The organism is Hyphomicrobium sp., assembly GCF_003987855.1.
Classification (GTDB): Bacteria; Pseudomonadota; Alphaproteobacteria; order Rhizobiales; family Hyphomicrobiaceae; genus Hyphomicrobium_B.
Genome location: NZ_RXIZ01000012.1, coordinates 84,327 through 109,812, shown reverse-complemented (window position 1 = coordinate 109,812; position 25,486 = coordinate 84,327). Strand labels below are relative to the sequence as shown.

The 25,486-nt window shown below is 60.7% G+C and carries 22 protein-coding genes; 15 read left to right on the top strand and 7 right to left on the bottom strand.

The window, feature by feature from the left end:
• Window positions 1–15 precede the first annotated feature (15 nt).
• Together EKK30_RS10615 and EKK30_RS10610 are read left to right on the top strand one after the other, a co-directional pair.
• Entirely contained in the window at window positions 16–1,014 is a 999-nt protein-coding gene (locus EKK30_RS10615) for a murein L,D-transpeptidase family protein (protein ID WP_290984422.1), read from the top strand.
• Window positions 1,015–1,143: 129 nt separating this feature from the next.
• Window positions 1,144–1,725 carry a TIGR00645 family protein gene (locus EKK30_RS10610; RefSeq protein WP_290984419.1) on the top strand — a complete coding sequence of 194 codons (582 nt, stop codon included), beginning with the start codon at window positions 1,144–1,146 and terminating at the stop codon, window positions 1,723–1,725.
• A gap of 36 nt (window positions 1,726–1,761) precedes the next feature.
• Here the strand turns inward: EKK30_RS10610 and secA are convergent, their stop codons facing one another.
• On the bottom strand, window positions 1,762–4,716 hold the full coding sequence (gene secA / locus EKK30_RS10605; RefSeq protein ID WP_290984417.1) for a preprotein translocase subunit SecA: 2,955 nt from the start codon (window positions 4,714–4,716) through the stop codon (window positions 1,762–1,764).
• 411 nt (window positions 4,717–5,127) lie between these two features.
• Here secA and EKK30_RS10600 point away from each other — a divergent pair, with 411 nt between their 5' ends.
• The 4 genes from EKK30_RS10600 (at window position 5,128) to mutT (ending at window position 8,484) form a co-directional block, all read left to right on the top strand.
• Window positions 5,128–6,039, top strand: a complete 912-nt coding sequence (locus tag EKK30_RS10600) for a peptidylprolyl isomerase (protein WP_290984415.1) — start codon at window positions 5,128–5,130, stop codon at window positions 6,037–6,039.
• 96 nt (window positions 6,040–6,135) lie between these two features.
• Window positions 6,136–7,383, top strand: coding sequence for a bifunctional glutamate N-acetyltransferase/amino-acid acetyltransferase ArgJ (gene argJ, locus EKK30_RS10595; protein WP_290984413.1), 1,248 nt, complete (start codon window positions 6,136–6,138; stop codon window positions 7,381–7,383).
• Between the two features lie 13 nt (window positions 7,384–7,396).
• Complete coding sequence (locus EKK30_RS10590; protein ID WP_290984410.1) at window positions 7,397–8,056, top strand: thiopurine S-methyltransferase; 660 nt, start codon at window positions 7,397–7,399, stop codon at window positions 8,054–8,056.
• The gene (mutT, locus tag EKK30_RS10585) at window positions 8,053–8,484 is read left to right on the top strand and encodes an 8-oxo-dGTP diphosphatase MutT (RefSeq protein ID WP_290984407.1); all 432 of its coding nucleotides are present in this window, start codon (window positions 8,053–8,055) and stop codon (window positions 8,482–8,484) included. The genes EKK30_RS10590 and mutT overlap by 4 nt, the downstream gene beginning before the upstream one ends.
• Here the strand turns inward: mutT and EKK30_RS10580 are convergent.
• Window positions 8,429–9,337, bottom strand: coding sequence for a methyltransferase domain-containing protein (locus tag EKK30_RS10580; protein WP_290984404.1), 909 nt, complete (start codon window positions 9,335–9,337; stop codon window positions 8,429–8,431). The two genes, mutT and EKK30_RS10580, sit on opposite strands and share 56 nt — an antisense overlap.
• A gap of 59 nt (window positions 9,338–9,396) precedes the next feature.
• On the opposite strand from EKK30_RS10580, the gene EKK30_RS10575 reads away from it, so the two are divergent.
• The 9 genes from EKK30_RS10575 (at window position 9,397) to EKK30_RS10535 (ending at window position 17,120) form a co-directional block, all read left to right on the top strand.
• Window positions 9,397–10,221 (top strand): ComF family protein, encoded by an 825-nt coding sequence (locus EKK30_RS10575; protein ID WP_366927330.1) that lies wholly within the window; start codon window positions 9,397–9,399, stop codon window positions 10,219–10,221.
• Window positions 10,222–10,347: 126 nt separating this feature from the next.
• Complete coding sequence (grxC, locus tag EKK30_RS10570; RefSeq protein WP_290984401.1) at window positions 10,348–10,608, top strand: glutaredoxin 3; 261 nt, start codon at window positions 10,348–10,350, stop codon at window positions 10,606–10,608.
• A 1-nt stretch (window position 10,609) separates the two neighbouring features.
• Entirely contained in the window at window positions 10,610–11,488 is an 879-nt protein-coding gene (locus tag EKK30_RS10565; RefSeq protein ID WP_290984399.1) for a carbon-nitrogen hydrolase family protein, read from the top strand.
• Window positions 11,485–11,931, top strand: coding sequence for a DUF1178 family protein (locus EKK30_RS10560; protein ID WP_290984397.1), 447 nt, complete (start codon window positions 11,485–11,487; stop codon window positions 11,929–11,931). Before EKK30_RS10565 ends, EKK30_RS10560 begins: the two co-directional genes overlap by 4 nt.
• Before the next feature lie 127 nt (window positions 11,932–12,058).
• A complete protein-coding gene (bioB, locus tag EKK30_RS10555; RefSeq protein WP_290984394.1) occupies window positions 12,059–13,126 on the top strand; it encodes a biotin synthase BioB in 1,068 nt (355 codons plus the stop codon).
• Window positions 13,110–14,243: an 8-amino-7-oxononanoate synthase gene (locus EKK30_RS10550; RefSeq protein ID WP_290984391.1), complete on the top strand. Its 1,134-nt coding sequence runs from the start codon at window positions 13,110–13,112 to the stop codon at window positions 14,241–14,243. Before bioB ends, EKK30_RS10550 begins: the two co-directional genes overlap by 17 nt.
• A complete protein-coding gene (gene bioD / locus EKK30_RS10545; RefSeq protein ID WP_290984388.1) occupies window positions 14,240–14,887 on the top strand; it encodes a dethiobiotin synthase in 648 nt (215 codons plus the stop codon). The genes EKK30_RS10550 and bioD overlap by 4 nt, the downstream gene beginning before the upstream one ends.
• Window positions 14,884–16,143: an adenosylmethionine--8-amino-7-oxononanoate transaminase gene (locus tag EKK30_RS10540; RefSeq protein ID WP_290984385.1), complete on the top strand. Its 1,260-nt coding sequence runs from the start codon at window positions 14,884–14,886 to the stop codon at window positions 16,141–16,143. The genes bioD and EKK30_RS10540 overlap by 4 nt, the downstream gene beginning before the upstream one ends.
• The gene (locus EKK30_RS10535; protein ID WP_290984382.1) at window positions 16,140–17,120 is read left to right on the top strand and encodes a beta-ketoacyl-ACP synthase III; all 981 of its coding nucleotides are present in this window, start codon (window positions 16,140–16,142) and stop codon (window positions 17,118–17,120) included. Before EKK30_RS10540 ends, EKK30_RS10535 begins: the two co-directional genes overlap by 4 nt.
• Before the next feature lie 8 nt (window positions 17,121–17,128).
• On the opposite strand, the gene EKK30_RS10530 is transcribed toward EKK30_RS10535, so the two are convergent.
• The 5 genes from EKK30_RS10530 to EKK30_RS10510 form a co-directional block, all read right to left on the bottom strand.
• Window positions 17,129–17,707 carry a YceI family protein gene (locus EKK30_RS10530; protein ID WP_290984379.1) on the bottom strand — a complete coding sequence of 193 codons (579 nt, stop codon included), beginning with the start codon at window positions 17,705–17,707 and terminating at the stop codon, window positions 17,129–17,131.
• Window positions 17,704–18,276: a cytochrome b gene (locus EKK30_RS10525; RefSeq protein WP_290984376.1), complete on the bottom strand. Its 573-nt coding sequence runs from the start codon at window positions 18,274–18,276 to the stop codon at window positions 17,704–17,706. The genes EKK30_RS10530 and EKK30_RS10525 overlap by 4 nt, the downstream gene beginning before the upstream one ends.
• Before the next feature lie 118 nt (window positions 18,277–18,394).
• Complete coding sequence (locus EKK30_RS10520) at window positions 18,395–19,285, bottom strand: transglutaminase family protein (RefSeq protein ID WP_290984373.1); 891 nt, start codon at window positions 19,283–19,285, stop codon at window positions 18,395–18,397.
• The gene (locus EKK30_RS10515; RefSeq protein ID WP_290984370.1) at window positions 19,282–21,852 is read right to left on the bottom strand and encodes a circularly permuted type 2 ATP-grasp protein; all 2,571 of its coding nucleotides are present in this window, start codon (window positions 21,850–21,852) and stop codon (window positions 19,282–19,284) included. The genes EKK30_RS10520 and EKK30_RS10515 overlap by 4 nt, the downstream gene beginning before the upstream one ends.
• Before the next feature lie 133 nt (window positions 21,853–21,985).
• Window positions 21,986–25,288: a DUF2126 domain-containing protein gene (locus EKK30_RS10510; RefSeq protein WP_290984367.1), complete on the bottom strand. Its 3,303-nt coding sequence runs from the start codon at window positions 25,286–25,288 to the stop codon at window positions 21,986–21,988.
• Between the last annotated feature and the right edge of the window lie 198 nt (window positions 25,289–25,486).

Below are 25,486 nucleotides of genomic sequence, written 5' to 3'. Positions count from 1 at the left end.
TCCTGGTTGTTCTCCATGCCCTCGTTCCATCTGTCGCGCCTCGGGCTCGCCGCAGCGATGATGCTCAGCCTCATCGCGGTGAAGCATGCCCATGCGCTGACGATCGAACTCAAGGATGTTGCGCCTGACCGGGTCGAGCGCCAACGCGCGGCCGCGACCGGCGCACTGCCGCTGCCGGGCACGCCGAACATCGGGGTGCTGCAGGAGCGGCTACGCGATAAAGGCGTCACGCTCGCATCGCCGATCCTGATCCGGATCTTCAAGGCCGAATCGGAGCTGGAGGTTTGGAAGCAGTCGAAGGACGGGTCCTTCATTCTCTTCGCGACCTATCCGGTCTGCCACTGGTCCGGCACGCTTGGCCCCAAGCTGCGAGATGGCGACCGGCAAGCGCCTGAAGGCTTTTACACCGTGTCGCGCGCCCAGGCCCGGCACGTCGGACGCTGGCCGATATCGATCGACGTCGGCTTTCCGAATATTTTGGATCAATCCCAGGCGCGAACCGGGTCAGACATTCTCATCCACGGCGGCTGCTCGTCCGTGGGCTGCTTCGCGATGACGAACCCAGTCTCGGAAGAGATCCATCAGCTCACGCTTGCCGCGATCGATGCGGGCGAGGGACTCGTGCCGGTTCATATTCTTCCATTTCGGATGACATCCGAAAACATGGTGGCGCAGAGCGCTTCGCCGTGGAAGCCGTTCTGGAACAACCTGAAGGAAGGTTACGATCTTTTCGAGCGGACGAAACGTCCACCGATGGTTGGCGTTTGCAGCGGGCGCTACATTTTCAACGAAGCACCAGCGGGGGCATTGCCTGGACCGCTCGATGCGTGCGCGCCGACGATCGCCTCGATCCGCGAGCAGGAGCAGTGGCTCAACAACGTGCCGCCACCGAGCGCAGTCTTGCCTTCGCTCGCTCCGCAAACGGCTGAGGCAAAAACCGCCGTTCCGCCGATCCAGACAAGCTTGGAAAGCGAAACACCGAAGCCGCTGTTTTCTTGGCCTTTGGTCCGTTAGGCGCCGAAACGCTTGCGCACCTTATCGCGAGCACTTACTTCGCCCATGTACCCCAAGCATAATCGCGGCAGCGAGCATTTCGCGAGCTGAACGCCGCACGACATCGAGACCGAAAGCGAGGACAAACGAATGGCCGACAAGACCATGGTGAAGCGCGCAGAAATCTTCCTTGAGAACCTTCTTTTCAGCGCGCGCTGGCTACTGGCGCCGTTCTACTTCGGACTCGCGGTGTCGCTGTTCATTCTGCTCATCAAGTTTTTGATGGAGCTTTTCCATCTCGCAGAGGGCGCATTCACATCGACGGAGTCCGACGTCATTCTCGGGCTGCTGACGCTCGTGGACCTCACGTTGACGGGATCGCTGCTGATCATCGTGGTCTTTTCCGGCTACGAGAATTTCGTGTCTCGAATGGACCATTCCAATCATGACGATCGTCCGGAGTGGATGGGCACGATCGACTTCTCAGCCTTGAAGCTCAAGATGCTTTCGTCGATCGTCGCGATCTCGGCGGTTCAGCTGTTGCGTCAGTTCATGTCGCTAGGAACGGTGACGCCCGAGCGCGAGAAAGAGCTGATGTGGCTCGTCGTCATTCACCTGGTCTTCGTTGTATCAAGCGTGTTGCTCGCGCTCTCCGATTGGATCGCGGGCGGGAGCCATGGCGAGGCCAGCGAAGCTCCCGAGAAAGCTGGCAACGGCTCGAAGCGCCACTGAGAACAACACGCCAAACGAAGTGGACTGATCGAGGGATCAGTCCATCTTTCCGTGGCAGTGCTTATACTTCTTGCCTGATCCGCACGGGCAGAGCGCATTGCGAGAGACGCGTCCCCAGGTGGCGGGATCGTTCGGATCAACCGCGCCTTCCGAGCGACGGCTTTGCAGCGGGGCGCGTTTTTCTGGTTCAGGAGGCGCATTACGCCGCGCACGGGCGCCCTCGATGGCGGCATCCGCCATCGCCAATTCGGGGTCGCGCTCGAACTCGTCGAAGCCCGTAGAGGCGTCGACGTGATGGGCTTCCATCGGCGGCAATTCGACGGGCTGCAGGAGCGGTTGGTCCTCGGGCGGCGCCAGTTCGACGTGCATGAGTTGCCCCGTCACGTTCTCGCGCAAACGCCCGAGCATGTTCTCGAACAGGATGAACGCTTCAGACTTATACTCGTTCAGCGGGTCACGCTGGCCGTAGGCGCGGAAGCCGATCACCTGACGCAGATGCTCGAGCGTAACAAGGTGCTCGCGCCAGAGATGATCTAGGGTCTGGAGCAACACCATCTTCTCGATCTGACGATAGAGTTCGCTGCCCATCTCTGCGGTCTTGGCTTCGACCTTGGCGTCGACGGCAGACTTGATGCGCTCACGGATCTCTTCGTCGGCGATGCCTTCCTCGGCCGCCCAGGCGTCGATGGGCAGCTCGATGCCGAATACGGCTTGCATCTGCTCGGAAAGGCCTTTGATGTCCCACTGCTCAGCGTAAGCGGCAGGCGGAATGAAGCGCGTGACGAACTCGTCGATCAGCTCGTTGCGAAGCTCGACAACGGTTTCGGAAACGTCCTCCTGACCCATGATGTCGAGACGCTGCTCGAAGATGACCTTGCGCTGGTCATTCATCACGTCGTCGTACTTCAGGATCTGCTTACGGATATCGAAGTTGCGCTGCTCGACCTTTTTCTGGGCCGTCTCGAGCGACTTGTTCATCCAAGGGTGCGTGATCGCTTCGCCTTCCTTCAGGCCAAGCGTCTGCAGCACCTTGTCCATGCGCTGCGAACCGAAGATGCGCATGAGGTCGTCGTCGAGGGCGAGATAAAACTTCGAACGACCGGGGTCGCCCTGGCGGCCGGAACGGCCACGTAGCTGATTGTCGATGCGGCGGCTCTCGTGCCGCTCGGTGGCAAGAACATACAGGCCGCCAGCCTCGAGCGACTTCTTCTTCTTTTCAGCGACATCCACGACCAGTTCGGCGCGTTTGGCCGAGATCGCCGACTCGTCTGGAGCAGCGCCCTTATCCGTCTCTTCAGTAATCCAATCGCGCAACCGGAACTCGGCGTTGCCGCCGAGCTGAATATCGGTACCTCGGCCGGCCATGTTGGTTGCGATCGTCACCGCGCCGGGCTGACCCGCCTGGGCGACGATGCTGGCTTCCTGCTCGTGATAGCGGGCGTTCAAAACTTGATGCGGGATCGGATGGCCGCCGTTCGACTTGGCCGAGTTGGCATATTTCGTAAGCAGCGCCGCCATGTCGGTCAAATGCTTGCGCAGCTCTTCTTCCTTGCCGGGCTTGATCGCCGAGGCCTGCTCTTCGAGCTGGCGAGCCAGATCCTTGAAGTACTTCTGGTCCTTCAAAAGCTCGGAGAGCTGCTCGGACTTTTCAATCGAGGTCGTGCCGACAAGGATAGGCTGGCCACGATCCTTCGCTTCGGCGATGGACTGCACGATGGCAGCCAGCTTTTCGCGCTGCGTGCGATAGATCTCATCGTCTTCGTCGATACGGCTGACGGGAAGATTGGTCGGGATTTCGATGACTTCCAGACCATAGATGTCGAGGAACTCGGAAGCCTCCGTCATGGCCGTGCCGGTCATGCCGGCGAGCTTCTTATAAAGTCGGAAGTAGTTCTGGAACGTGATCGATGCCAACGTCTGGTTCTCGGGCTGAACCTCGACGTGCTCCTTGGCTTCGAGTGCCTGATGGAGGCCTTCGGAATAACGACGTCCCGGCATCATGCGGCCGGTGAACTCGTCGATGATGACCACCTGGCCGCCTTTGACGATGTAATCCTTGTCGCGCTGGAAAAGCTTGTGCGCCTTGAGCGCCTGCGTGAGGTGGTGGACGATCGTGACGTTGTCGATGTCATAGAGCGTGCCCTTGAGAAGCCCGGCGGCTTCGAGCGCGCGCTCCATCTTCTCGTTGCCGACTTCGGTGAAGGACACCTGCCGCTGCTTCTCGTCGAGTTCGAAGTCTTCCGGCGTGACGATCTTCATCAGCTCGTCGATCTGCTGATAGAGATCGGCGCGATCTTCGAGAGGGCCCGAAATAATGAGCGGGGTGCGCGCTTCGTCGATGAGGATCGAGTCCACTTCGTCGACGATGGCATAGGCGTGGCCGCGCTGAACCATCTCGGGGTAGTGCATCTTCATGTTATCGCGAAGATAGTCGAACCCGAGTTCGTTGTTGGTGCCATAGGTCACGTCGGCGGCGTAGGCGGCCTTGCGATCTTCGTCCGACATATCATGGATGATGCAGCCGACCGTCAGGCCCAGGAAGCGATACACCTGACCCATCCAGTCGGCGTCGCGCTTGGCGAGATAATCGTTGACGGTGACGACGTGGACGCCCTTGCCGGTCAGGGCGTTCAAGTAGACTGGCAGAGTGGCGACAAGGGTCTTACCTTCGCCCGTTTTCATTTCAGCGATATCGCCCTGGTGAAGGACCATGCCGCCAATCAGCTGAACATCGAAATGGCGCTGTCCGAGCGTACGCTTGGCAGCCTCGCGAACGGTGGCGAATGCGGGCACCAGGAGATCGTCGACAGATGCACCCTCTGCGAGCTGCTTGCGGAACATGACTGTGCGTTCGCGCAGCTCTTCGTCGGACAGCTTCTGGATCTCGTCCTCCAGAGCGTTGATCGCCGCAACTCGCGACCGGAAACCTTTGACCCTCCGTTCGTTAGAAGAGCCGAAGATTTTCGAGGCGAGATTACCGAACGACAGCATCTTTGAGTTCCGTCCCTACAAAATTCGTCTTAACCGCGCGCCCGCGCGGTCGGCTCAGTTCTACCCGCCGGGAAGCAATCAGCAAAAAATGCGCGGCAAGGGCCTTCCCCGCCACGCCTGCGTCAACGTTCCCTCGGCGCTGTCAATTGCGCGGTCGATACGGGCTCTAAAGCCCGATCTGATCAGCGGGAGACATAAGAACTCGCCCCCCTCACTGTCAATGATTTGAAGTCGGCAAGTCAGGCGGCAAAATTCCGGGCGGTGTCCAAGATTTAACTTGGTTTTGCCGCCTTGGGCCGGTATCGAGGCGCGCCTACCGGCCGCATAACAGGGGTTATGCCGCCGTGCCGAAAAAGCCGTGAAGACGGTCCAAATCCCCGTCCTCTATCCCAAAACCGGAGTCCGACGCTGATGAAGCGCACCGCCCTTGCCATCCTCTCCATCGCGCTCGCCGGCGCCGTTCTTCCGGTGAGCTCCGCGTTTGCCGACGACAAGGTCGTGGCGACGATCGATGGGAAGCCGATCACCGAGGGTGATCTTGCCGTCGCCGAGAGTGAAATCGGCTCTGACATGGGAAGCATGCCAGCAGAGCAAAAACGCGCCTCGCTGCTGGAATTCCTGATCGACAATCAGCTTTTCGCGGAAGCGGCCGAAAAGGAAAAACTCAACGATGGCGCGGACTTCCAGACGCGCCTCAACTATTTGAAGCGCCGGGCGCTGCGCGAACTCTATTTCGAAAAAGTGATCAAGGCGTCGGTCACGGACGCCGATGCCCGCAAGATTTACGACGAGCAAGTGAAGCTTCTGAAGCCTGAAGAGGAAGTATCGGCCCGGCATATTCTTGTCGAAACCGAAGCAGAAGCGAAGGCTTTGAAGGAAAAACTCGACAAAGGCGCAGATTTTGCGCAGCTGGCCAAGGAAAATTCAAAGGATCCCGGCTCGAAGGATGACGGCGGCAGCCTCGGTTACTTTGGACATGGCCAGATGGTGCCGCAGTTCGAAGAAGTCGTCTTCAAGCTGCAAAAGGGGCAGGTCTCCGATCCGGTGAAGACGCAGTTCGGCTGGCACCTCGTGAAGCTTGAGGACCGCCGCGTAAAACAGCCGCCGGCCTTCGAGATCGTCAAAGATCGCATCATTCAGTCGATGCTCCTGAAAAAGGCGCAGCAGACGGCCGTATCGCTGCGGTCCGGCGCCAAGGTGGAAGTTGTCGATCCCGGCATCAAGAAGGCGATCGATGATCGCACGGCCATGATCCAGAAGCAGTCCGCACCCGCTGCCGCTCCGGCACCGGCGGAGGCTCCCAAGGACGCGCCGAAGCCGTAAGAGCGACGTCTGCGGAACAATTGCAGCCGGGCCGCCTCTTGATTATGGCGGCCCGATCTGTTTCAGGGAACCTCTCACCGATTTGGAGGTCCCGCCATGGGCAAAGTCTCGAGCGTCTCGCCGTTCGCGCCCAAAAAGCTCGCCGCTCTTCCCGCCATCGAAGGCGTGGCGTTCGCCACAGCTGAGGCGGGCATCCGCTACAAAAACCGAACCGACCTTCTGCTTGCGGTGCTGGCGGAGGGCACTTCGGTTGCTGGCGTGCTTACTCAATCGAAAACAGCTTCCGCGCCCGTGCTTGCCTGCCGAAAGCACCTGAAGAAAGGGGCCGCGCGAGCCCTCGTGGTCAATTCGGGCAACGCCAATGCGTTCACAGGCAAGAAGGGCAGCGAGGCGGTCTCCATCACTGTCGAGCACGCCGCCGAGGCCGCGGGTTGCAAACCGCACGAAGTGTTCGTTGCATCGACCGGCGTCATCGGCGAGCCGCTGGATGCATCCAAGTTCGCACATCTTCTGAGCGAGCTTGCTCAAAAAGCCGAGCCTGACGCCTTCGAGAAGGCCGCGCGCGCGATCATGACGACGGACACCTATCCGAAGCTCGCGACCCGCACTGCGCTCATCGGAGACGTGGAAGTGACGCTCAACGGTTTCTGCAAAGGCGCCGGCATGATCGCACCCGACATGGCGACGATGTTGTGCTTCATCTTCACGGACGCGGCAATCTCGTCAGACGCCCTTCAGGATTTGCTGTCCGAGCACGCCTCGACGACATTCAACTGCATGACCGTGGATGGCGATACGTCGACGAGCGATACCTGTTTGATTTTCGCGACCGGCGCGGCCGAGGCGCGCGGCCAGAAACTTATGACCAAAGCCAAATCGAAAAAGCTGCAGGGCTTTTCCGAGGCTCTGCACGATCTTATGCAAGATCTCGCAACTCAGGTCGCGAAAGATGGCGAAGGCGTTTCCAAATTCGTTACCTTCGAAGTCGAGGGTGCGAAATCTTGGGAAGCCGCACGAAAAATCGCGTTGGCTTGTGCCAACTCGCCGATCCTCAAGACCGCAATCGCCGGCGAAGACCCGAACTGGGGACGCGTGGTGATGGCGGTGGGCAAATCGGGTGAAGCGGCCGACAGAGACAAGCTTACGATCTGGTTCGGACCGCACTGCGTTGCACGCGACGGCGAACGCGCCGAGGAGTATGACGAAAAAACAGTCGCGGCTTATATGAAGAACAGCGAGATTGTCATTCGGGTCGACGTCGGGGTCGGCAAGGCGGCAGCAACGGTGTGGACGTGCGACTTGACGCACGAATACGTCTCGATCAACGCGGACTACCGTAGCTAAGCGAAAGCCCATCATGGACCATGGCTTCTGGGAAGAACGCTGGCAGCGTGGTGAGATCGGTTTCCATCAGCCGCACATCCATGCCCAACTTCAGAAGTTCTGGCCGGGCCTAGGCCTCGGGAAAGGCAGCACGGTTTTTGTGCCGCTCGCCGGCAAGAGCCGGGACATGGCCTGGCTTGCCGAACGGGGACACATGGTGATTGGCGCGGAGCTGTCCGAGACCGCTGTACGAGCGTTCTTTGATGAATCCAGTCTTACGCCGACCGTACGCTCGAGCGGTGCATTCCAGATTTTCGAATCGGGTCCCTACAAAATCTATCAGGGAGATTTTTTCGAGTTGCCTGCCGAATCCTTGCGCAGCGTGGCGGCTTGTTATGACCGCGCGGCGTTAATCGCGTTGCCTCCTGCGATGCGGACGCAGTACGCGCGAACGCTGGCGGCGCTTTTGTCCGGTGAGGTGCAAATTCTCACGATTTCGATCGAATATCCCGAGGGCGAGATCAAAGGCCCGCCCTTCTCCGTTCCGGCCGGCGAAGTCAAAGCGCTTTTTTCCGACGAATTCGAAATCTCGATCCTCGAAGAACGCGACGCGCTTGCCGCGAGCGATAACCTCAAGCAGCGCGGCGTCACGAAGCTTTCTGAGACGGCCTATCTCCTGCGGCGACGCGCATGAGCAAGCCATTGCTGCTGGTCGCGGCTGTCGCCCTCATCGACGATGATAACCGGGTCCTGCTTGCCCGGCGCCCCGAAGGCAAGTCGATGGCGGGCCTTTGGGAGTTTCCAGGCGGCAAGGTCGAGGCGGGAGAAACTCCGGAAGACGCGCTCTGTCGCGAGATCAAGGAAGAGCTCGACGTCGAGCTTTGCAGGACTTGCCTCGCGCCATTCAACTTCGCGAGCCACGCCTATGAGAAATTCCACCTCCTCATGCCGCTCTATCTGTGCCGAACGTGGGACGGTGAAATTTCTCCGCGCGAAGGCCAGACGATACAATGGGTACGCGGCAACGATCTTAAACGCTATTTGATGCCGCCCGCAGACGAACCTCTCATTCCTTGGCTCCGGGACTTTTTGGCCGAGATTTCAGGACATCGGCCAAGCTGACTTCGGCCGATCCGGGTTGCAGCGGCTTTTGCTGGCTTTCGTGCGGCGCCCAACCGGTCAGTGTTACAACTTCGAACGTCGCCGGGATGCGTCCATTGGCGAGACCGAAACGCTCCTGGTAAATTTCAGCTGCCCGCAGCAAAAGTCCTCGCGTCGCGGGCGTGCGGCGCCGTTCAAGCAAGGGGTTGCTGGCGGCCATGGCCTTCAGTTCCTGCATCAGGGCAAGCGGCGAGGCATACGTGGCCTCAACCACGTCATTGTCGGTTACGGGCAAAGCAAAGCCAGCGCGCTGAAGCAGACCGCCGAGTTCACGCACGTCGGCAAAAGGGGCCACACGGGGTGACGCACCGCCAAGCATTTCGTCTTCGGCGAGAATCCAGGCTCCGCGAAGTTCTTTCAGCGTTTCGCCACCGAGCAGCGCGCCAAGAAACAATCCATCCGGTTTTAGAGCCCGGCTAATTTGAACCAGGGTTCCCGGCAGGTCGTTGGCGAACTGCAGCGATAAGCCGGAAACGACGAGATCGAGGCTTGCCGCGGCGAACGGCAAGTACTCATCGTCGGCAACGACTCTCCACGTGCTGTCGGGACCCAACGATGCGAATGCCGGCTCCGCGTCGATCACCTGCCCGATCGAGGGAAGCGCCTTGATGCGCTCGGCGACAATGCCCCGGTAATCGCCGAGGCTCAACGCCAGCGGAAATTCGCGCCGGACGAAGCCGAGGCGTTCGACAAAGTCATCGGCGACACGCGCCAAAAGGAAATCCGGAAGTGGATGGCCCTCACCACGCCTCGCGGAGCGCTCGCGACGAGCCTTCAGCAATTGCCGGTCAAAAATCTGTGGCGCCCCGGCCATCGCCTCTCCTTCCACCAAGCCTGCTCGCCCGCGTTACCGTGTTGAGCTAGGGTGGTGCAATGGCAAACAACGGCGCGGCGGCGGAAGAGTATCCGGACTCGGAAACGCAACCTTTTGGGTTCGCGCGCACCCGGATCATGACGTCGCTCAAATCCTTGCGCAGCCTGAGGCGCACCGCGCTCGATCTGCTCCTGCCACCGGTATGCCTCGGTTGCCAAGCACGCATCATTGATCATGACGCGCTTTGTCCCAGCTGCTGGCGGCAGATCACGTTCATCCGCCCGCCTCTTTGCGACCGGCTCGGCATTCCGCTTGCCGTCGACACGGGCGGCGTGATGCTGTCCGCTGCGGCTGTTGCCGATCCGCCCGACTACGACCGGGCCAGGGCCGTTGCGCGGTTCGACGGACTGATGCGTGTGCTGATCCATGGCTTCAAATTCCACGACAGCCACAACGTCAGACGATTGTTCGGACGGTGGCTGGCCGTCGCAGGCGAAGAGCTGCTTGCGGAGGCGGACCTGCTCGTACCCGTCCCTTTGGCCCGCTGGCGGCTCCTGGCGCGGCGTTTCAACCAGGCGCAGATCCTGGCCGCCGAGGTGGGCCGGCGCGCGGGCAAGCCTGTCAATCCGTTCGCGCTCGTCCGGCGGCGATCAACGGCGCATCAGGTCGGGCTGACGCGTGCGCAGCGTTTAAAGAACGTGACGGGCGCTTTTCGCGTACCCGCGAACGAATTGTCGAACGTCTCGGGAAAAGCCATAGTCCTGGTGGACGATGTGATAACGAGCGGTGCAACCGCGTCAGCCGCTGCGATCGCCCTCAAGCGGGCTGGCGCGCGCCGTGTGGATGTCCTGGCCCTTGCCATTGTTTCAGAACCATATTCCTGAGACTGCAAAGGGCGTGACAAAGGCGCGGCACAGCGGCGCAAAACTGCATAGCAAGGTTGCATGACCTCGCGAACAAGCTACCTTTGATTCGGTTTATTCAAATGGCGTGTTGAGAGGCGCCGATCCATGCAGAAGGTGACGGTCTATACGGCTGGGAATTGCTGCTATTGCCATATGGCAAAGGATTTGCTGCGCCGCAAAGGCGCTGCATTCGAGGAGGTTGACCTCACGGGTCGCAGCGACCTTCGAGCCGAACTCTTTTCCCGGACGGGCGGGAGGCGGACGGTTCCCCAAATCTGGATCGGCGAAACGCACGTCGGCGGCTGTGACGACCTTTATGATCTTGAGCGGTCGGGCCGGCTCGACACGCTCCTGACGGCCTCGTGAGATGTCCAACGGTCCCAAGACGTCCTTTCGAGCCGCTCTCGTTCAAATGCGAGCCGGACGCGATGTCGACCGCAATGTCGCCGACGCAATTTCACTGATCGACGAAGCCGCGGCGCAAGGCGCCCAGTATGTACAAACGCCGGAATGCACGACGCTGATGGAGCTCGATCAGGCGCGCCTGATGGCTGAAACCAAGCCGGAGGGTAGCAACGCCGCGCTTGAAGCGTTCACTGCGGCAGCACGCAAGAAGCAGATCTGGCTGCACATCGGCTCAATGGCCGTGAAGGTGGGCGAACGCCGCCTGGCCAATCGTTCCTACGTCATAGCTCCGGACGGCACGATCGCAGCCCGCTACGACAAGATCCATATGTTCGATGTCGATCTCGGCGGTGGCGAAGCCTATTCCGAAAGCGTGAATTACCAGGCCGGCCCGACGGCAATGCTTACCGATCTGCCGTGGGGCCGGTTAGGACTGACGATCTGCTACGACCTGCGCTTTCCGGCCTTACATCGGGCGCTTGCGAAAGCCGGGGCGAAGCTTATCGCTGGCCCCGCTGCGTTCACCCGCACCACGGGCGAAGCTCACTGGCATACCCTCCTTCGGGCCCGCGCTATCGAGACGTGTGCGTTCGTGCTGGCTGCCGGACAAGGCGGGCTGCACGAGAACGGCCGGGAAACCTTCGGGCACAGCCTCATTATCTCGCCATGGGGAGAGGTGCTTGCGGAAGCCGGTATCGATCCCCAGGTGGTGATTGCGGACATCGACACCGCTTACGTCGATCAAATCCGCCGGAAAATCCCGTCATTAACGCACGACCGCGATTTCAGCGTCGTTATCGCTACCCCCGCGAAGTCGCCGTCCCTGGTACACGAGCAGTGATCAAATATCTTCTTGGGTGCGCCGCCGGGCACCAGTTCGAAAGTTGGTTCCGCGCCAGCGCCGACTATGACGCACAGTCGAAATCCGGTGAAATCGCGTGCCCTTACTGCGGCTCGACCGAGATCGCGAAGCAGCCGATGGCGCCCTCTGTCGTCACCAAGAGAGCCAAGGCACCGGCGACTCAAGAAGCGCTCCCCGTGATTGGCGGGGGCGGCCCGGAAGGCGCGCCGTTACGCGAAGCGCTCCGCGCTTTCACCGAGAAGGTCCTTGCCAACACTGAGGACGTAGGTCCGCGCTTCGCGGAAGAAGCACGAAAGATGCATTTCGGCGAGGTCGAAGAACGCCAGATTCGCGGCAGCTCTACCCCGGAAGAAGCCCGGGAGCTCGCTGAAGACGGCGTTCCATTCGGCATCCTGCCTGCGCTTCCTGAAGATCTTAACTAATCCCGACGCTGAGCCCCACCTCTGCGGTGCTGGCCGCGACAGGGAGGCATTTTGGCGGTTGCTAGGGGGGCCGGAAGCGGTGCAAACATTCCGGCACAGCCGCTTAGGCCTCGGAGACCTCGCCTGAATGACTTCCACCGTTACACGCCTCGAACCGGCTGCTCGCACTGCCGGCCGTCCCGCAGCGGTTACACGCCACGATTGGACGAGCGAGGAGGCTCTGGCGCTTTACGACCTGCCGTTCATGGATTTGCTCTTCCGGGCGCAAAGCGTGCATCGGGCTTCGTTCGATCCCAATAAGGTCCAGATGAGCCGTCTGTTGTCGATCAAGACGGGCGGCTGCGCGGAAGATTGTGGCTATTGCAGCCAGTCGGCTCACCACCAGACGGGGCTCAAGGCTTCCAAACTCATGGAAGTCGAGCGCGTCATTTCAGAAGCCAGGAAAGCCAAGGCTGCGGGCGCGACGCGCTATTGCATGGGCGCAGCTTGGCGCAGCCCTAAGCAACGCGACATGGACGTGGTCGTCGCGATGGTCGAGGGCGTGAAGGCGCTCGGCATGGAGACGTGCATGACGCTTGGCATGCTGACGGACTCCGATATCGTCAGACTGCGAGACGCGGGCCTCGACTATTACAATCACAACGTCGACACGTCGGAATCCTACTACAGCAAGGTCATCACGACCCGCACCTATGCGGATCGGCTGGATACGCTTTCGCGCGTGCGCGACGCGGGGATGAAAGTCTGCTCGGGCGGCATCATAGGCATGGGCGAAGAGCGCCAAGACCGCGTCGATATGCTGGTCACGCTCGCCAATCTCGAGGAGCACCCCGAGAGCGTTCCGATCAACATGCTTATCGCCATTCCGGGCACGCCGCTGGAAAGCGCGGAACGTATCGATCCGATCGACTTCGTGCGCACGATAGCGGTCGCGCGCATCATGATGCCGAAGTCATTCGTACGTCTGTCTGCCGGGCGGACCGATATGAGCGACGAGATGCAGGCGCTCTGCTTCTTTGCCGGTGCCAACTCGATCTTTGTCGGGGACACTTTGCTGACCGCCGACAATCCGGGCGAAGACAAGGACAGCAAGCTGTTCGCCAAGCTCGGGCTATCGGCGCTCGAACTCGACATCCCTTCCTCCGAACATGAGCCTGCGACGTGTGCGGGACACCAGGATGCCCGGCAATCATGAGCGTGCGCTCGACGCGCTCGCTCGTCGGGGGCGACTGAGAGCGCTGGAGCCGGCGCGCGGATTAGATTTTACGTCGAACGATTACCTCGGGCTCGCGCAGTCACACGAGCTTGCGGCCGCGATTACGGCTGCGATCGAACGCGGCGTGCCCATCGGCGCCGGCGGTTCACGCCTGTTGCGCGGAAATCATCCCGAGCACGAACTTCTGGAACAGGAAGCAGCAGAGTTCTTCGGCGGGCCGACGGCGCTTTTTTTCGGAGGAGGGTTCGTTGCCAACACGGCGGTGTGGTCGACGCTTCCCGGGCGCGGCGATCTCATCGTCTACGACGAGTTGATCCACGCCAGCGCGCACGAAGGCATGCGGCTCTCGAAAGCCGACGCGCGTGCTGCCCGTCATAACGATGCGCAAAGCTTTGAGGATGCGATCGTGAGCTGGCGTGCCGCAGGCGGCACTGGACAGCCTTGGCTCGCGATCGAAAGTCTCTACAGCATGGACGGCGATCGGGCGCCGATTGAGGATCTTGCGGGAATTGCCGACCGGCACGACGCCATGCTGGTGATCGATGAAGCTCACGCCACCGGCGTTTTCGGGCCGGCCGGCCGGGGACTCGCTGCCGGGCTTGAAGGACGCCAGAATGTCATTTCGGTCCATACGTGCGGCAAGGCGTTGGGCGTCATGGGTGCCCTCGTGATCGGCCCTAGATCGATGCGCGATTTCCTGATCAACCGCGGGCGGGCTTTCATCTACGCCACCGCACCTTCGCCATTGGTGGCATCTGCGGTGCGGGCAGCGATCCAAATCTGCCGCGACCATCCCGAGCGGCGTGAAAAGTTGCACCAGCTTATGGCGTTTGCCGGTAAAGAATTGAATGCAAAGACCCGGTTTCGTGCGTCTGGATCACAGATCCTGCCGCTGATCGTCGGCTCCGATGCAGCGGCCGTTTCCCTGGCCGGCAGCCTTCAACGACGCGGCTACGACATTCGCGCCATTCGTCCTCCGACGGTACCGGAAGGTACGGCCCGGCTGCGTCTTACGATTACGCTCAATACCGGGGAGAGCGAAATTTCGCGGCTCATTGATGATATCGCCGCGGCGGAAGCGGAGACTGCGGCATGACAATCCGCATCGTCGTCGCTGGGACTGATACTGACATCGGCAAGACCGTTTTTTCGGCGGGCCTGGTCGGCGCGCTCGACGGCTATTACTGGAAGCCCGTTCAAGCGGGTCTGTCTGGGGAAACGGACTCCGAGACTGTGTCGCGTCTCGCGGATGTGCCGGAGGCGCGAATCCTCGCCGAGGCTTATCGGCTCAAGACTCCTGCGTCTCCGCATTTTGCCGCCGAGATCGACAATGTCGAAATCGATCCACGCCGACTTTCGCCGTTCGGGCTGCCTACGCCGCTCGTCGTCGAGACCGCTGGCGGTCTCATGGTGCCGCTGACAAAGCGACTGTTGCAGATCGACGTGCTGGCCCAATGGCGGTTGCCAGTGATCCTGTGCGCATCTACGCGGCTCGGCACGATCAATCATTCGCTGCTGTCGATTGAAGCGCTGAAGCGACGCGCGATCCCGGTTTTGGGCGTGGCATTCATCGGCGAATCAAATGTCAGCAGCGAGCAGGCGATCACATCGTTCGGAGGCGTTCGTCGGCTCGGTCGGCTTCCCCGTGTGGAGGCGCTGGATGGCAATTCTCTTCAACGGGCATTTGCCGAGAATTTTGCGGTTGCCGATCTTCTCGATATCGGGGCCGTAGGGCCATGACCTCATCGCCGATCTGGCATCCGTTCACTCAGCACGCGCTCGAACCAGCTATGCGCCATATCCGCAAAGCCGAGGGCGCGTGGCTCGAAGCCGACGATGGGCAGAGAATATTTGACGGTATTTCGTCCTGGTGGGTGATTACGCACGGCCACCGGCACCCAAAGATCGTGGCCGCCATCGAGCGCCAAGCTTCGAAGTTAGATCAGGTGATTTTCGCCGGCTTCACGCACGAGCCTGCCGAGGCCTTGGCAGCAGGTCTTCTCAAAATCGTTCCTGAAGGTCTCGCGCACGTTTTCTTTTCCGACAGCGGATCGACCTCGGTTGAAGTCGCCCTGAAAATGGCACTCGGCTATTGGAAGAATATCGGCGCCTCGCGAACACGCGTTCTGGCGCTGGAGCATGCGTATCACGGCGATACCATCGGTACGATGTCGGCCGGTGCGCGCGGGGTCTTCAATGCGGCCTACGAACCGCTGCTGTTCGATGTTGGCCGCGTTCCCTACCCCAAGCCGCATCATGCCCAGCCAACATTCGATGCGCTCGAAATCGCGTGCCGGAAGGGCGACGTGGCTGCATTCATCTGCGAGCCGTTGATCTTGGGCGCGGGCGGGATGCTCATTTACGATGCCGAAACGCTCAGAGAAATGCATCGGATCTGCAAAGCCCACGACGTGCTATTCATTGCCGACGAGGTGATGACGTGCTTCGGCCGCACGGGCACGGTTTTCGCATGTGAACAGGCGGGCATCTCTCCGGATATCCTTTGCCTATCCAAAGGATTGACGGGCGGATCGCTGCCGCTCGCCGTAACGCTCTGCATTCCCGAGATCTACCAAGCGCACTTCTCGACCGATCGGTCGCGCACGTTCTTCCATTCAAGTTCGTACACAGCCAACCCGGTAGCGTGCGCGGCGGCAGAGGCAAATCTCAAGGTGTGGCGGAACGAGCCGGTTCTGGAACGCATCATAGCGCTCTCCCAGCACCAGGCCATTTGCCTCAATGATCTAGAACCCGATCCGCGCTTCGCCAACGTGCGCCGGATCGGGACCATCGCAGCGTTCGAACTCGCGCAGACGCAGCAAGGCTATCTCGCGGATGTGGCCTTGAACCTTCGCGCCCGCCTGCTCGAAAAGGGCGTGCTGCTGCGGCCTCTCGGCTCGACCATTTACATCATGCCGCCCTATTGCACGACGAAGGCCGAATTGACGTCCGTCTATTCCGCGCTCAGCGAGGCCGTCGATGAGGTGCTCGCATGATGGGTACAGCGATCATCGGGTACGGGCATTACGCGCCTGAGCGAATTGTGCCCAACAGTGAGATCGAAGCCCGGCTGGGACTTGAAGCGGGCTGGATCAAACGGCGCACAGGTATCGACGCGCGGCGCTACGCTCGGAAAGACGAAGCGCTTTCCGACATCGCGGTCAGGGCTGGGGAGATGGCGCTGGCGCGATCGGGTCTAGCACGCGAGGCGGTCGGTCTCGTTCTCCTCGCGACGTCAACGCCGGACCATCTGCTGCCGCCATCGGCCCCGCTTGTCGCGCATCGCCTGGGTCTTCCCAACGCGGGCGCACTAGACATGGCCGGAGCCTGCGCCGGTTTTCTTTACGCGCTGACGCTCGCCGATAGCTTCGTGCGTGCGCAAGGCGTTCCCGTGCTCGTCATCGCGGCAAACATCCTTTCCAGGCGCATCAACGAGCGCGATCGGGCGAGCAGCGTGCTCTTCGCGGACGCCGCGGGAGCCGTTCTCCTAGCGCCGACACCGCGAAGCGACGCCGGCATCATCGGGGCGCACCTCGCGGCGAAAGGCCAATCCTACGATCTCATCACGATCCCGGGCGGCGGAAGCAGGATGCCGTTTTCCGAAATCCGCGATCCGACCGACGTGTTGATGGTGATGAATGATGGACGCGCGGTCTATACGGGCGCGGTATCGATCATGACGCAATGCGCCGAGGCCGCGCTGGCGAAGGCCGGTCTCGACGCGGCGGCCGTAGATGCCTTGATTCCGCATCAAGCCAACGAACGCATGATGCAGACGATCGCGCATCAGCTGGACATCCCGGCGGACCGTCTGCGAACGACAATCGCCGATTTCGGAAACAGCTCGGCGGCGACGATACCCTTCACCCTGTCCTTCACGGCCGAGCAAAAGCCTTACCCGCAAGGCGAGATCGTTCTGATGACGGCGGCGGGCGCAGGTCTGATAGGCGGCGCCGCCGTCTTCCGCTTCTAAAAGTTCCGCTACTGGCGAACGCCTTCGAGATCGAGCGTCAGCTCGACCGTTTTCGCTGCGGGCCCGAGATCGCGCTTGATGCCGAAGTCGGCGAGCGTCAACTCGGTCGTCCCGGTAAACCCATCGCGATATCCGCCCCATGGATCCTTGCCGCCGCCGACATGCTCGGCGTTGAACGAGATTTGTTTGGTGACACCATGAAGCGTGAGGTTGCCAGTCACCACCGCCTTGCCCGGAGCCGTCGTTTTGATGCTCGTGCTTTCGAACGTCGCCTTGGGGAAATTGTCCGTGTCGAGCAGATCGGCAGCACGCAAATGCTTGTCCCGCAGCGCGAGGTTCGTGTCGACGCTTGCCGTATCGATGTCGACTTTCACTTTCGATGCGTCGGGGTTCTTCTCATCATAGGAGAAGGTGCCGGTGAATTTGTCGAACCGGCCGGTCAACCAGCTGAAACCCAGATGTTTGATCCGGAAGGAAATCGCGGCATGCGCGTTCTCAGTATCGATTTTGTAGTCGGCGGCAACTGCAGGAACCGACATCAGCGTGGCGGCCAGCGGAGCAGCGAAAGCAGCGCGTTTGAACTTCATTCGTGTCTATCCTTCTCTGAAGATTGGTTGGGTCCCGACCACATGCGCGTGAGGACAGTGCTCTTGTCGAAGAAATGGTGTTTCAGCGCGGCGAGGCTATGGACGACGGCGAGCGCGATCGTCGCGTAAGCTAAGATGCGATGGATTTTGCCTGCGGGTGTTTCCAATCCCCGCGCCTGCACGACGGAGGGCACGTCGAACCAGCCGAAGACGCTGATGGGGTCACCGTCGGCAGTGGAGATCAGATAGCCGCTGACGAGCAACGCAAACAGCAGGACGTAGAAGCCCCAATGAACACCCCATGATGCTTTTCGCTCGAGTGGGGACAGGTCTTCATCGGTCGGCTTAGGGTTGCCGATGCGCCAGAGCCAACGGAGGATGAGTGCGAACAGCAGGATCATTCCGACGCTGCGATGAATGTCTGGCGCGGAATTGTAGTACGGACTGTAGTAGTCGAGGCCGACCATCCAGACGCCGAGGATGAACATCGCTACGATGACAACGGCCATCAGCCAATGGAACAGCCGGGAAATCAGGCCGTAACCTTCCGATGTATCGCGGATTAGCATTGATCCCCACCGTGCCCGACGTGCCTGCGCACGATCTCGCGGCTCAGATGAAACCTGGAGGTTTCTCTTTCAAGAGGGCACAAAAAAGGTACTGACGTGACGGCGGCGGCGCCGGAGCTTAGTTCGCGGTCGCGTCGGCTACCATGTTCACGTCGACAGCGACGCTAACGGAATGTTCGCCACCTCCGCGAAGCACACCGCTGATGGGGCTGACGTCGTCATAATCCCGGCCGTAGGCAACAGTGATATGCTCATCCCGGGCGAGAATGCCATTTGTAGGATCAAGGTCCACCCATCCGCTCTCCGGTGCCCAAACCGAGATCCAGGCGTGGGAAGCATCCGCTCCTTGCAGCTTCGGTCGGCCGACCGGTGGATGGGTGTGGAGATAGCCGCTCACATAACGCGCGGGAATGCGTCTCGCGCGCAAGCAAGCGAGCGCTAAGTGCGCGAAGTCCTGACACACGCCCCTGCGCATAGCGAAAACTTGTGACACTGGCGTGGAAACATCGGTGGCGTGCGGATCGAATTCGAAATCGTTATAGATCCGCATGATGAGATCCATAGCGCCCTCGAGCACTGGGCGCGACGGCGCGAAAGACCGGACCGAATAATCAGCAATTTCCAAAGTCGGCGTGGTCAAGCGAGACGCACACCGGAACATTAAGACGTGTACGTCGCGCTCATTCGCCGCCCGCAGCAAGCGAAAATCAAGAGCATCCCAAGGTGTGGTCGCGCTTAACTTCACAGACGGAGGAAGATGTTTCTCGATCGTGCTGCGCGAAAGAATGAGCAGTTCCCTGTGCGGGGCTTCGATATCGACGATGAGATTGGGATTTCCGAACACGTCGACCCCTGCCTGGCGCGAAGCGGGCGATGGTTCGATCAGCAGATTATGATGTCGCACGACCTGACCGGAGAGCGCGCGCGGGGTCATGTGCATCAGGTGCAGCGACTGCACCACGGTCGAATGGTAGCGATAATGGGTCTTATGGGCGATTTCGAAGATCATATCGTCGGATCGACCCTGGTCTGGGCCCGATGCGGCGCCTCTTCCATGACGTTGAAGTAATGCCGCGAAATCTCGTTCGACAATTCCGGCAGCATGTCGAGTTGATCCATCAGGAGACGTTCGAGCATCGCGCCATCATCTTCCTTAGCCATAGCTTCAACATCCGCCAAACGGATGGAAGTCAGCAAAGCGATAATGAGCCGGCGATCTTCGGGAAGTTCGCTGCCCGGAGAGGAATCGGGCAGGCTCTCGAGGTGCCGCGCGATCGCCGAGAGTTGATAGGAGAGGCTTCGGGGATTGGTTTCATCGAGCAGCAAAAGATCGAGGACCAGCGGAAGCATCGGATCGAGGCGATACCGCGAGCGGTAGGTTATGAAGCTGTCGGCAAGTTCGAGCAGCAGCAGCAGATTGCTCGATAATTCCTCCGCATCGGGAAGCGGAATGAAGAGCGTCAGGATGGCTTCGCCGAGATTTTGTGCTCGCTCGATGCGGCGTCCCATATCCAGAAACGACCAGCCGAAATTTCGCGTCATGTTCTCGTGCATGAACCCGTTGAACGACGCGATCGCAGCGATGCCTTCATCGAGAATGTCGAGCATCTCGACGGGTTGCGAGGAGTTCAAAGCCTCTCGCCAAGTTTCGCCTGAGCGGAATTTGCTCAATGTCTGCCAGGCTTCCAGGGATAGGCGGTCGCGGACAAGGTGGGCGACGCGGTAAAGGCCGTCGAGCGTGCGTTCAAGCGTCCTCGATCCAGAGCCGCCCGCAATCAACGTCGCGCACAAGCGCTCGATCTCCGCGTCGTCCTTGGCTTCACGGCCGCGCGCCAGCAAATCCAAGTCCTTGCCGAAGAGAATTTCGAGGCATTTTCTGGCGGCGCGACAACCGCTGTCTGGTGCGCTGTCCTCTTCAATACGGCGGAGCGCGCCACGCAGAACGCGCATAGTCCAATCGGCGCGCTCGCTGTATCGGCCTAGCCAAAAGAGATCGTCCGCGACGCGACTCTGAATGACCCGCTGAGACCGCTCTATGCGCGCCGTGGCCAGCGTCGGCCGCCAGAGGCTGATGTGCGGCGCTTGCTCGCCTTCGGCGAGAACCCACACATCGCGCGTCTGACCTTCCGGTGCGCTGAGTGCGACGGCGCGATCGGGATCGACGCTCATCGCTAGTCCGCCAGGCATGACCTGATAGCTTCCCGAAGCGTCCTTCGACACGAAAAGGCGCATCGCGAACGGCTTAGGCATAAGACCATCAGAGCCGTGAATAGGTGCGCAACTGAACCCGATCTTTTCTTCTGCAACGAGCGTCGCGCCGTGAAGAGCGATCTCGCGTTTCATTTTCTCGCGTTCGGGCGTGGCAAGCGCACGTGCTTCCCAGCCCAGCGCGGCTTGGCCGGGCCGGCCCGTGCCTTCCTGCGCCTTGCGAATGCTGAAGCGGTCCGGATGATCGAACAGCTCCTGTCGCGCGTCCGGATCTCCTAACCAGCGGCGCGGCGCATCCTTCAATTCCAGCTCCTCGCCAAGAATGTGATGGGCGAGCGTCGGGAGATAAGGACCGAGGCCCCGATTTTGCGCCAGCGCCGTGCCAATCGCGTTGACCACAGCATGCGGCGAAGCCCTGCAAACCCTGAGCAAACCTGACGGACCAATGAAACCCGTGGGATCGAGTTCGAGCGGATCGCTGGATTTGCCGCTTATGCAGCGGACGATGAGATCGATCTCTTTCAGTCCCTCGAGCGTCTTCAGGTAGACCTGCGCACTTCTGGTCTTCAGGTCGTGTCCCTCAACGATCAGATAACCCAGGTAACGAGCAAGAAACGCGTGGGAAAAATAGTCTTCGTGATGCGGGCCAGGCGTGAGGAGCGCCACGCGCGCGTTTTCGCGGCCACTGTGATGCGTCAGCGTGGTCTGCAGCTCTTGAAAGTACGGCGCCAAGCGGCGTGCGTTGCAGCCGTTGAAAATGTCTCCTGCCACGTGCGTGTGAACGACGCGATTGGCGAGGGCGAAACCAATGCCTGCTAGCGTTTCGGTGTGATTATCTATGACTCGCCATCGACCATCCTCTCCGCGCGCAAGATCGGCAGCATAAAACATGAGGCCACCGGATCTGGGGACGATCCCGTTGCAGGGAGCGAGATAGGCCGGATCGGAGAAGATAAGTTCCGCCGGAAGTATGCCCGCCGTCAGCAAATCCTGATGGCCGTAGACATCTTGCAGAAGCGCATCGAAAAGGCGGGCTCGCTGAATGAGCGCGCGCTCCAAGCCGCTCCACTCGTCGGCGGAAATGATGATCGGAAGCAGGTCGAGCGTCCAGCGCTGCGCGGATGTGTTTGGATCGGCAAAGATATCATAGGCGATGCCGGTCTCGCGCACGCGCCGTGCCAGCCGCGTCGTTCGCAGCTGGCGCTCGTCCGCAGTCAAATCGTCCAAGCTTGCAAGGAGCGGCTGCCAGTGCGGGCGAGGCGCACCGCCTGGCCCCAACAGTTCGTCATACCCACCGATATCCCGGCGCCGATATGCGCTCAGGAGGTTGGGCGATATTTCTGTCTTCGTTGCCGCTGCCGTCGTCATTTCGACCGATCCACGCCGCGACGCTCCCCCGAGCCCCGTTATCAAGTTGCGATACTATCATGCGCCGAATCGCGGTCGGCAAGCGAGTGGAGGCGCCAAATCGGGGACTGCGACGAAAGTTTGGGATCTTGCTTCAGTTCGGGCCGCGCCTCAGGTCAAGCGTGCAGGGATAATCGGGGTTAACGGCTTCGGGCCTGACGCGCATCGGGCCCGCCGTGTGCCCTTCGGCGTCAAAGCGCGCCAGCCGCCGTCCCTCAGCCTCATAGGCATTTATCGGGAACACCTCAAAGTTGCGCCCGCCCGGATGCGCGACGTGATAGCGACAGCCCGCGATCGAGCGACTGCTCCATGTATCGACGACGTCGAACGTCAGCGGAACGTGGGGCGGGATGGTCGGGTGAAGGGAAGACGGCGGCCACCAGGCGCGGTAGCGGATGCCGGCAACCGACTCTCCCCAATTGCTCGTAGACGAAAGGGGGACCGGACGCCCGTTGCAGGTGACGACGTAGCGATCTCCGGCCTGGCCGTTGACCTTCAACTCAACGCGTTCGAGCGACGAGTCGACGTAGCGCGCTGTTCCGCCCGCAACGCTTTCCTCGCCAAGGACATGCCAAGGTTCCAAAGCCTGACGCAGCTCAAGGGTCAGATTATCGGCTTGAATAGTGCCGAAAAGCGGAAAGCGGAATTCGAAATGCGGCCGGAACCACTCGAGTTCGACTGGAACCCCGGCAGCCTTCAGATCGGCGACTATGCTGCCGAGATCCGCCCAAAGGTGATGCGGGAGCATGAAACGATCGTGCAGCGCTGTTCCCCAGCGCACCAGCTTCTGGCGGTATGGCTTCTCCCAGAACATGACGATGAGCGCTCGGAGCAGAAGCTGCTGAGCCAAGCTCATTCGTGCATGCGGCGGCATTTCAAAGGAGCGGAATTCGACGAGACCCAGTCGTCCGGTGGGACCGTCCGGAGAATAGAGTTTGTCGATGCAGATCTCGGCCCGATGCGTATTGCCTGTCACGTCGGTTAGAAGGTTGCGGAAGAGCCGATCGACCAGCCAAGGCGGGATGTGGCCGAAGCCTGGATCAGGGACCTGCGATAGCGCGATCTCGAGTTCGTAAAGAGATTCGTGACGAGCTTCGTCCGTTCGCGGAGCTTGGCTCGTCGGGCCGATGAACATGCCCGAAAAGAAATAAGACAGCGCCGGATGGTTCTGCCAGTAGGTGACGACCGAAGCGAGCAGATCGGGCCGGCGAAGGAATGGACTGTCGGCGGGTGTCATTCCGCCTAAGACGATGTGATTGCCGCCACCGGTTCCAGTGTGGCGGCCGTCCAGCATAAACTTTTCGGCGCAAAGGCGGGCATTATGCGCCTCTTCGTAAAGCGCTGTGGTCACCGCAACGCAGCTTTCCCAATTTGCCGACGGATGAATATTCACTTCGATGACCCCAGGGTCGGGTGTCACTTTGATTACGTTCAGACGCGCATCTTCGGGTGGGTTGTAGCCTTCGATCTGCACGGGAACGCCGGTCTGCTTGGCGGCCTCTTCAACGGCTGCGATCAGCGCAGCGTAATCTTCGGCATCATAGAGTGGTGGCATGAATACGCAGACGGCGTTGCCTCTCGGCTCGACCGTCAACGCGGTGCGGACGGAACCCGAAATTTCCGGAGCTATGCTCGCCTGCGGACTGCTGCGTTCAGCTTCGAGGGTCACAACGCGGCGCTGCTGAAGGAGCACGGTTCTTTCCGGTAGTGGCCTGCTCGTGCCCATGGGATCGCGCTCAATCACGTGCGGGTAGTCGATAGGAGCGACGACAGGAAAGGACTGTAGCGGGAGGCGAAATCCTGCCGGGGAGTCACCCGGCACGAGGAAAAGATGCTCGCGGCGAAGCGCCCAGCGCTCCGTCACCCATCGTCTGCCGCGATCGGCGGTCTGCCAGGCTTGGATGGGAAGAACATAGCTCGCCACCGAGCCCAATCCGCGATCGAACACACGCGCGATGCGGGCACGCTCGGCCGGGTCTTCGAGCTTGTTGGCTTCCGCGCTCACGTTGATCGGCAGCTTTCGTTCGACCAGGATGAAGTGCGCGGGATCTTCGTACGCCGGGATACCGCTATTGCCGGGCAAGCCAAGCTGCTCGCACAGCCCGCGCATAAGCTTTTCTGCGTCTTCTATGAGGGCAGGGCGGGCGATGCTCTCGCTGACGATCAGATCCTGTTCTTCCCAAAGGGGCTGGCCGTCGCCCCGCCAGTAAAGCGCGAATGCCCATCGCGGCAATTGCTCTCCCGGGTACCATTTGCCTTGCCCGTAATGCAGCAGTCCGCCAGGAGCAAAGCGCCGCTGAAGCCGGCGGACGAGTTCATCGGCGTAGCGCCGCTTGGTCGGGCCGACCGCCGCCGTATTCCATTCGGCGCCTTCCATATCGTCGGCAGAGACGAAGGTCGGCTCGCCGCCCATGCTGAGGCGAACGTCGCCCTTCTCCAAGCGTTCGTCCACCAGTTTGCCGGTATGGACGATCGCCTTCCATGTCTCGTCGTTGTAGGGCTTGGTAACGCGAGGCGTTTCGCGAATACGCGTGACCGCCATCTTGAAATCGAATTCGACTTCGGCCTTCGAGTGGCCGCCGCTGATCGGGGCGGCACTTACGGGATGGGGCGCGGCGGCAAGAGGAATGTGCCCTTCGCCGGCGAGCAGCCCGGAGGTGGCATCAAGACCGATCCATCCCGCGCCTGGAATGTAGACCTCTGTCCAGGCGTGGAGGTCGGTAAAGTCCGTATCGGCGCCGACGGGCCCGTCGAGAGGTTTAACGTCCGGTTTCAGCTGGATCAGATATCCGGATACGAATCGCGCGGCGAGGCCGACGTTGCGAAAAATCTGGGTAAGCAGCCAAGCGCTATCGCGGCACGACCCCGACGCGTTCACCAGCGTTTCCTCAGGGGTCTGCACGCCGGGTTCCATGCGGATCAGATAACCGACGTCACTCTGCACCATGCGATTGACGTCGCAGATGAAGTCGATGGTGGTCTGGTTCTTCTTGCTGATTTTGTCGAGGTAGCGCGCGAGATTGGGGCCGGGCGCGTCAGCGACTAGATATGGCGCGAGTTCCTGCTGCAGCAGACCATCGTAGGCGAAGGGCCATGCCGTGGCGCTTTCCTCGATGAAAAAATCAAACGGATTGATGACCGCCATGTCGGCGACGAGGTCAACCGTAACTGAGAACTCCGTCGTCTCTTCCGGCATGACGAGGCGTGCGAGGAAGTTTCCAAATGGATCCTGCTGCCAGTTCAGAAAGTGGGTCTTTGGCGTCACCGTCAGCGAGTAACTGAGGATCGGCGTCCGGCAATGCGGTGCCGGGCGGAGCCGAACGACCTGGGGGCCCATGCTGACGCGGCGGTCGTAGCGGTAGCTGGTTTGATGGGTCAGCGCGACGTGAAGAACCATGGAAGCGGCATCATCCCTGTTTTGATTTCGCTTGCCAGCGCGCCGTCCGCGCAGCAACGAAACGCATTCCTTTTGGGTTACCGGCAGGGCAGGTATGGTACAAGCGCGGGTGAGCCCAAAAAGTTCGCATCGTTGTTTTCTGCTAGACCTTTGGGCAGGATGCCAGCGATTTAGTATGTATCTGCGATTTATAGAGGC

Coding starts and splice junctions, on each gene's coding strand:
- EKK30_RS10590 (WP_290984410.1), top strand. CDS start 7,397: ATGGACCATGGCTTCTGGGAAGAACGCTGGCAGCGTGGTGAGATCGGT.
- EKK30_RS10535 (WP_290984382.1), top strand. CDS start 16,140: ATGATGGGTACAGCGATCATCGGGTACGGGCATTACGCGCCTGAGCGA.
- EKK30_RS10600 (WP_290984415.1), top strand. CDS start 5,128: ATGAAGCGCACCGCCCTTGCCATCCTCTCCATCGCGCTCGCCGGCGCC.
- EKK30_RS10610 (WP_290984419.1), top strand. CDS start 1,144: ATGGCCGACAAGACCATGGTGAAGCGCGCAGAAATCTTCCTTGAGAAC.
- EKK30_RS10520 (WP_290984373.1), bottom strand. CDS start 19,285: ATGATCTTCGAAATCGCCCATAAGACCCATTATCGCTACCATTCGACC.
- EKK30_RS10615 (WP_290984422.1), top strand. CDS start 16: ATGCCCTCGTTCCATCTGTCGCGCCTCGGGCTCGCCGCAGCGATGATG.
- bioD (WP_290984388.1), top strand. CDS start 14,240: ATGACAATCCGCATCGTCGTCGCTGGGACTGATACTGACATCGGCAAG.
- mutT (WP_290984407.1), top strand. CDS start 8,053: ATGAGCAAGCCATTGCTGCTGGTCGCGGCTGTCGCCCTCATCGACGAT.
- EKK30_RS10580 (WP_290984404.1), bottom strand. CDS start 9,337: ATGGCCGGGGCGCCACAGATTTTTGACCGGCAATTGCTGAAGGCTCGT.
- bioB (WP_290984394.1), top strand. CDS start 12,059: ATGACTTCCACCGTTACACGCCTCGAACCGGCTGCTCGCACTGCCGGC.
- EKK30_RS10575 (WP_366927330.1), top strand. CDS start 9,397: ATGGCAAACAACGGCGCGGCGGCGGAAGAGTATCCGGACTCGGAAACG.
- EKK30_RS10515 (WP_290984370.1), bottom strand. CDS start 21,852: ATGACGACGGCAGCGGCAACGAAGACAGAAATATCGCCCAACCTCCTG.
- grxC (WP_290984401.1), top strand. CDS start 10,348: ATGCAGAAGGTGACGGTCTATACGGCTGGGAATTGCTGCTATTGCCAT.
- secA (WP_290984417.1), bottom strand. CDS start 4,716: ATGCTGTCGTTCGGTAATCTCGCCTCGAAAATCTTCGGCTCTTCTAAC.
- EKK30_RS10565 (WP_290984399.1), top strand. CDS start 10,610: ATGTCCAACGGTCCCAAGACGTCCTTTCGAGCCGCTCTCGTTCAAATG.
- EKK30_RS10525 (WP_290984376.1), bottom strand. CDS start 18,276: ATGCTAATCCGCGATACATCGGAAGGTTACGGCCTGATTTCCCGGCTG.
- argJ (WP_290984413.1), top strand. CDS start 6,136: ATGGGCAAAGTCTCGAGCGTCTCGCCGTTCGCGCCCAAAAAGCTCGCC.
- EKK30_RS10550 (WP_290984391.1), top strand. CDS start 13,110: ATGCCCGGCAATCATGAGCGTGCGCTCGACGCGCTCGCTCGTCGGGGG.
- EKK30_RS10530 (WP_290984379.1), bottom strand. CDS start 17,707: ATGAAGTTCAAACGCGCTGCTTTCGCTGCTCCGCTGGCCGCCACGCTG.
- EKK30_RS10510 (WP_290984367.1), bottom strand. CDS start 25,288: ATGGTTCTTCACGTCGCGCTGACCCATCAAACCAGCTACCGCTACGAC.
- EKK30_RS10540 (WP_290984385.1), top strand. CDS start 14,884: ATGACCTCATCGCCGATCTGGCATCCGTTCACTCAGCACGCGCTCGAA.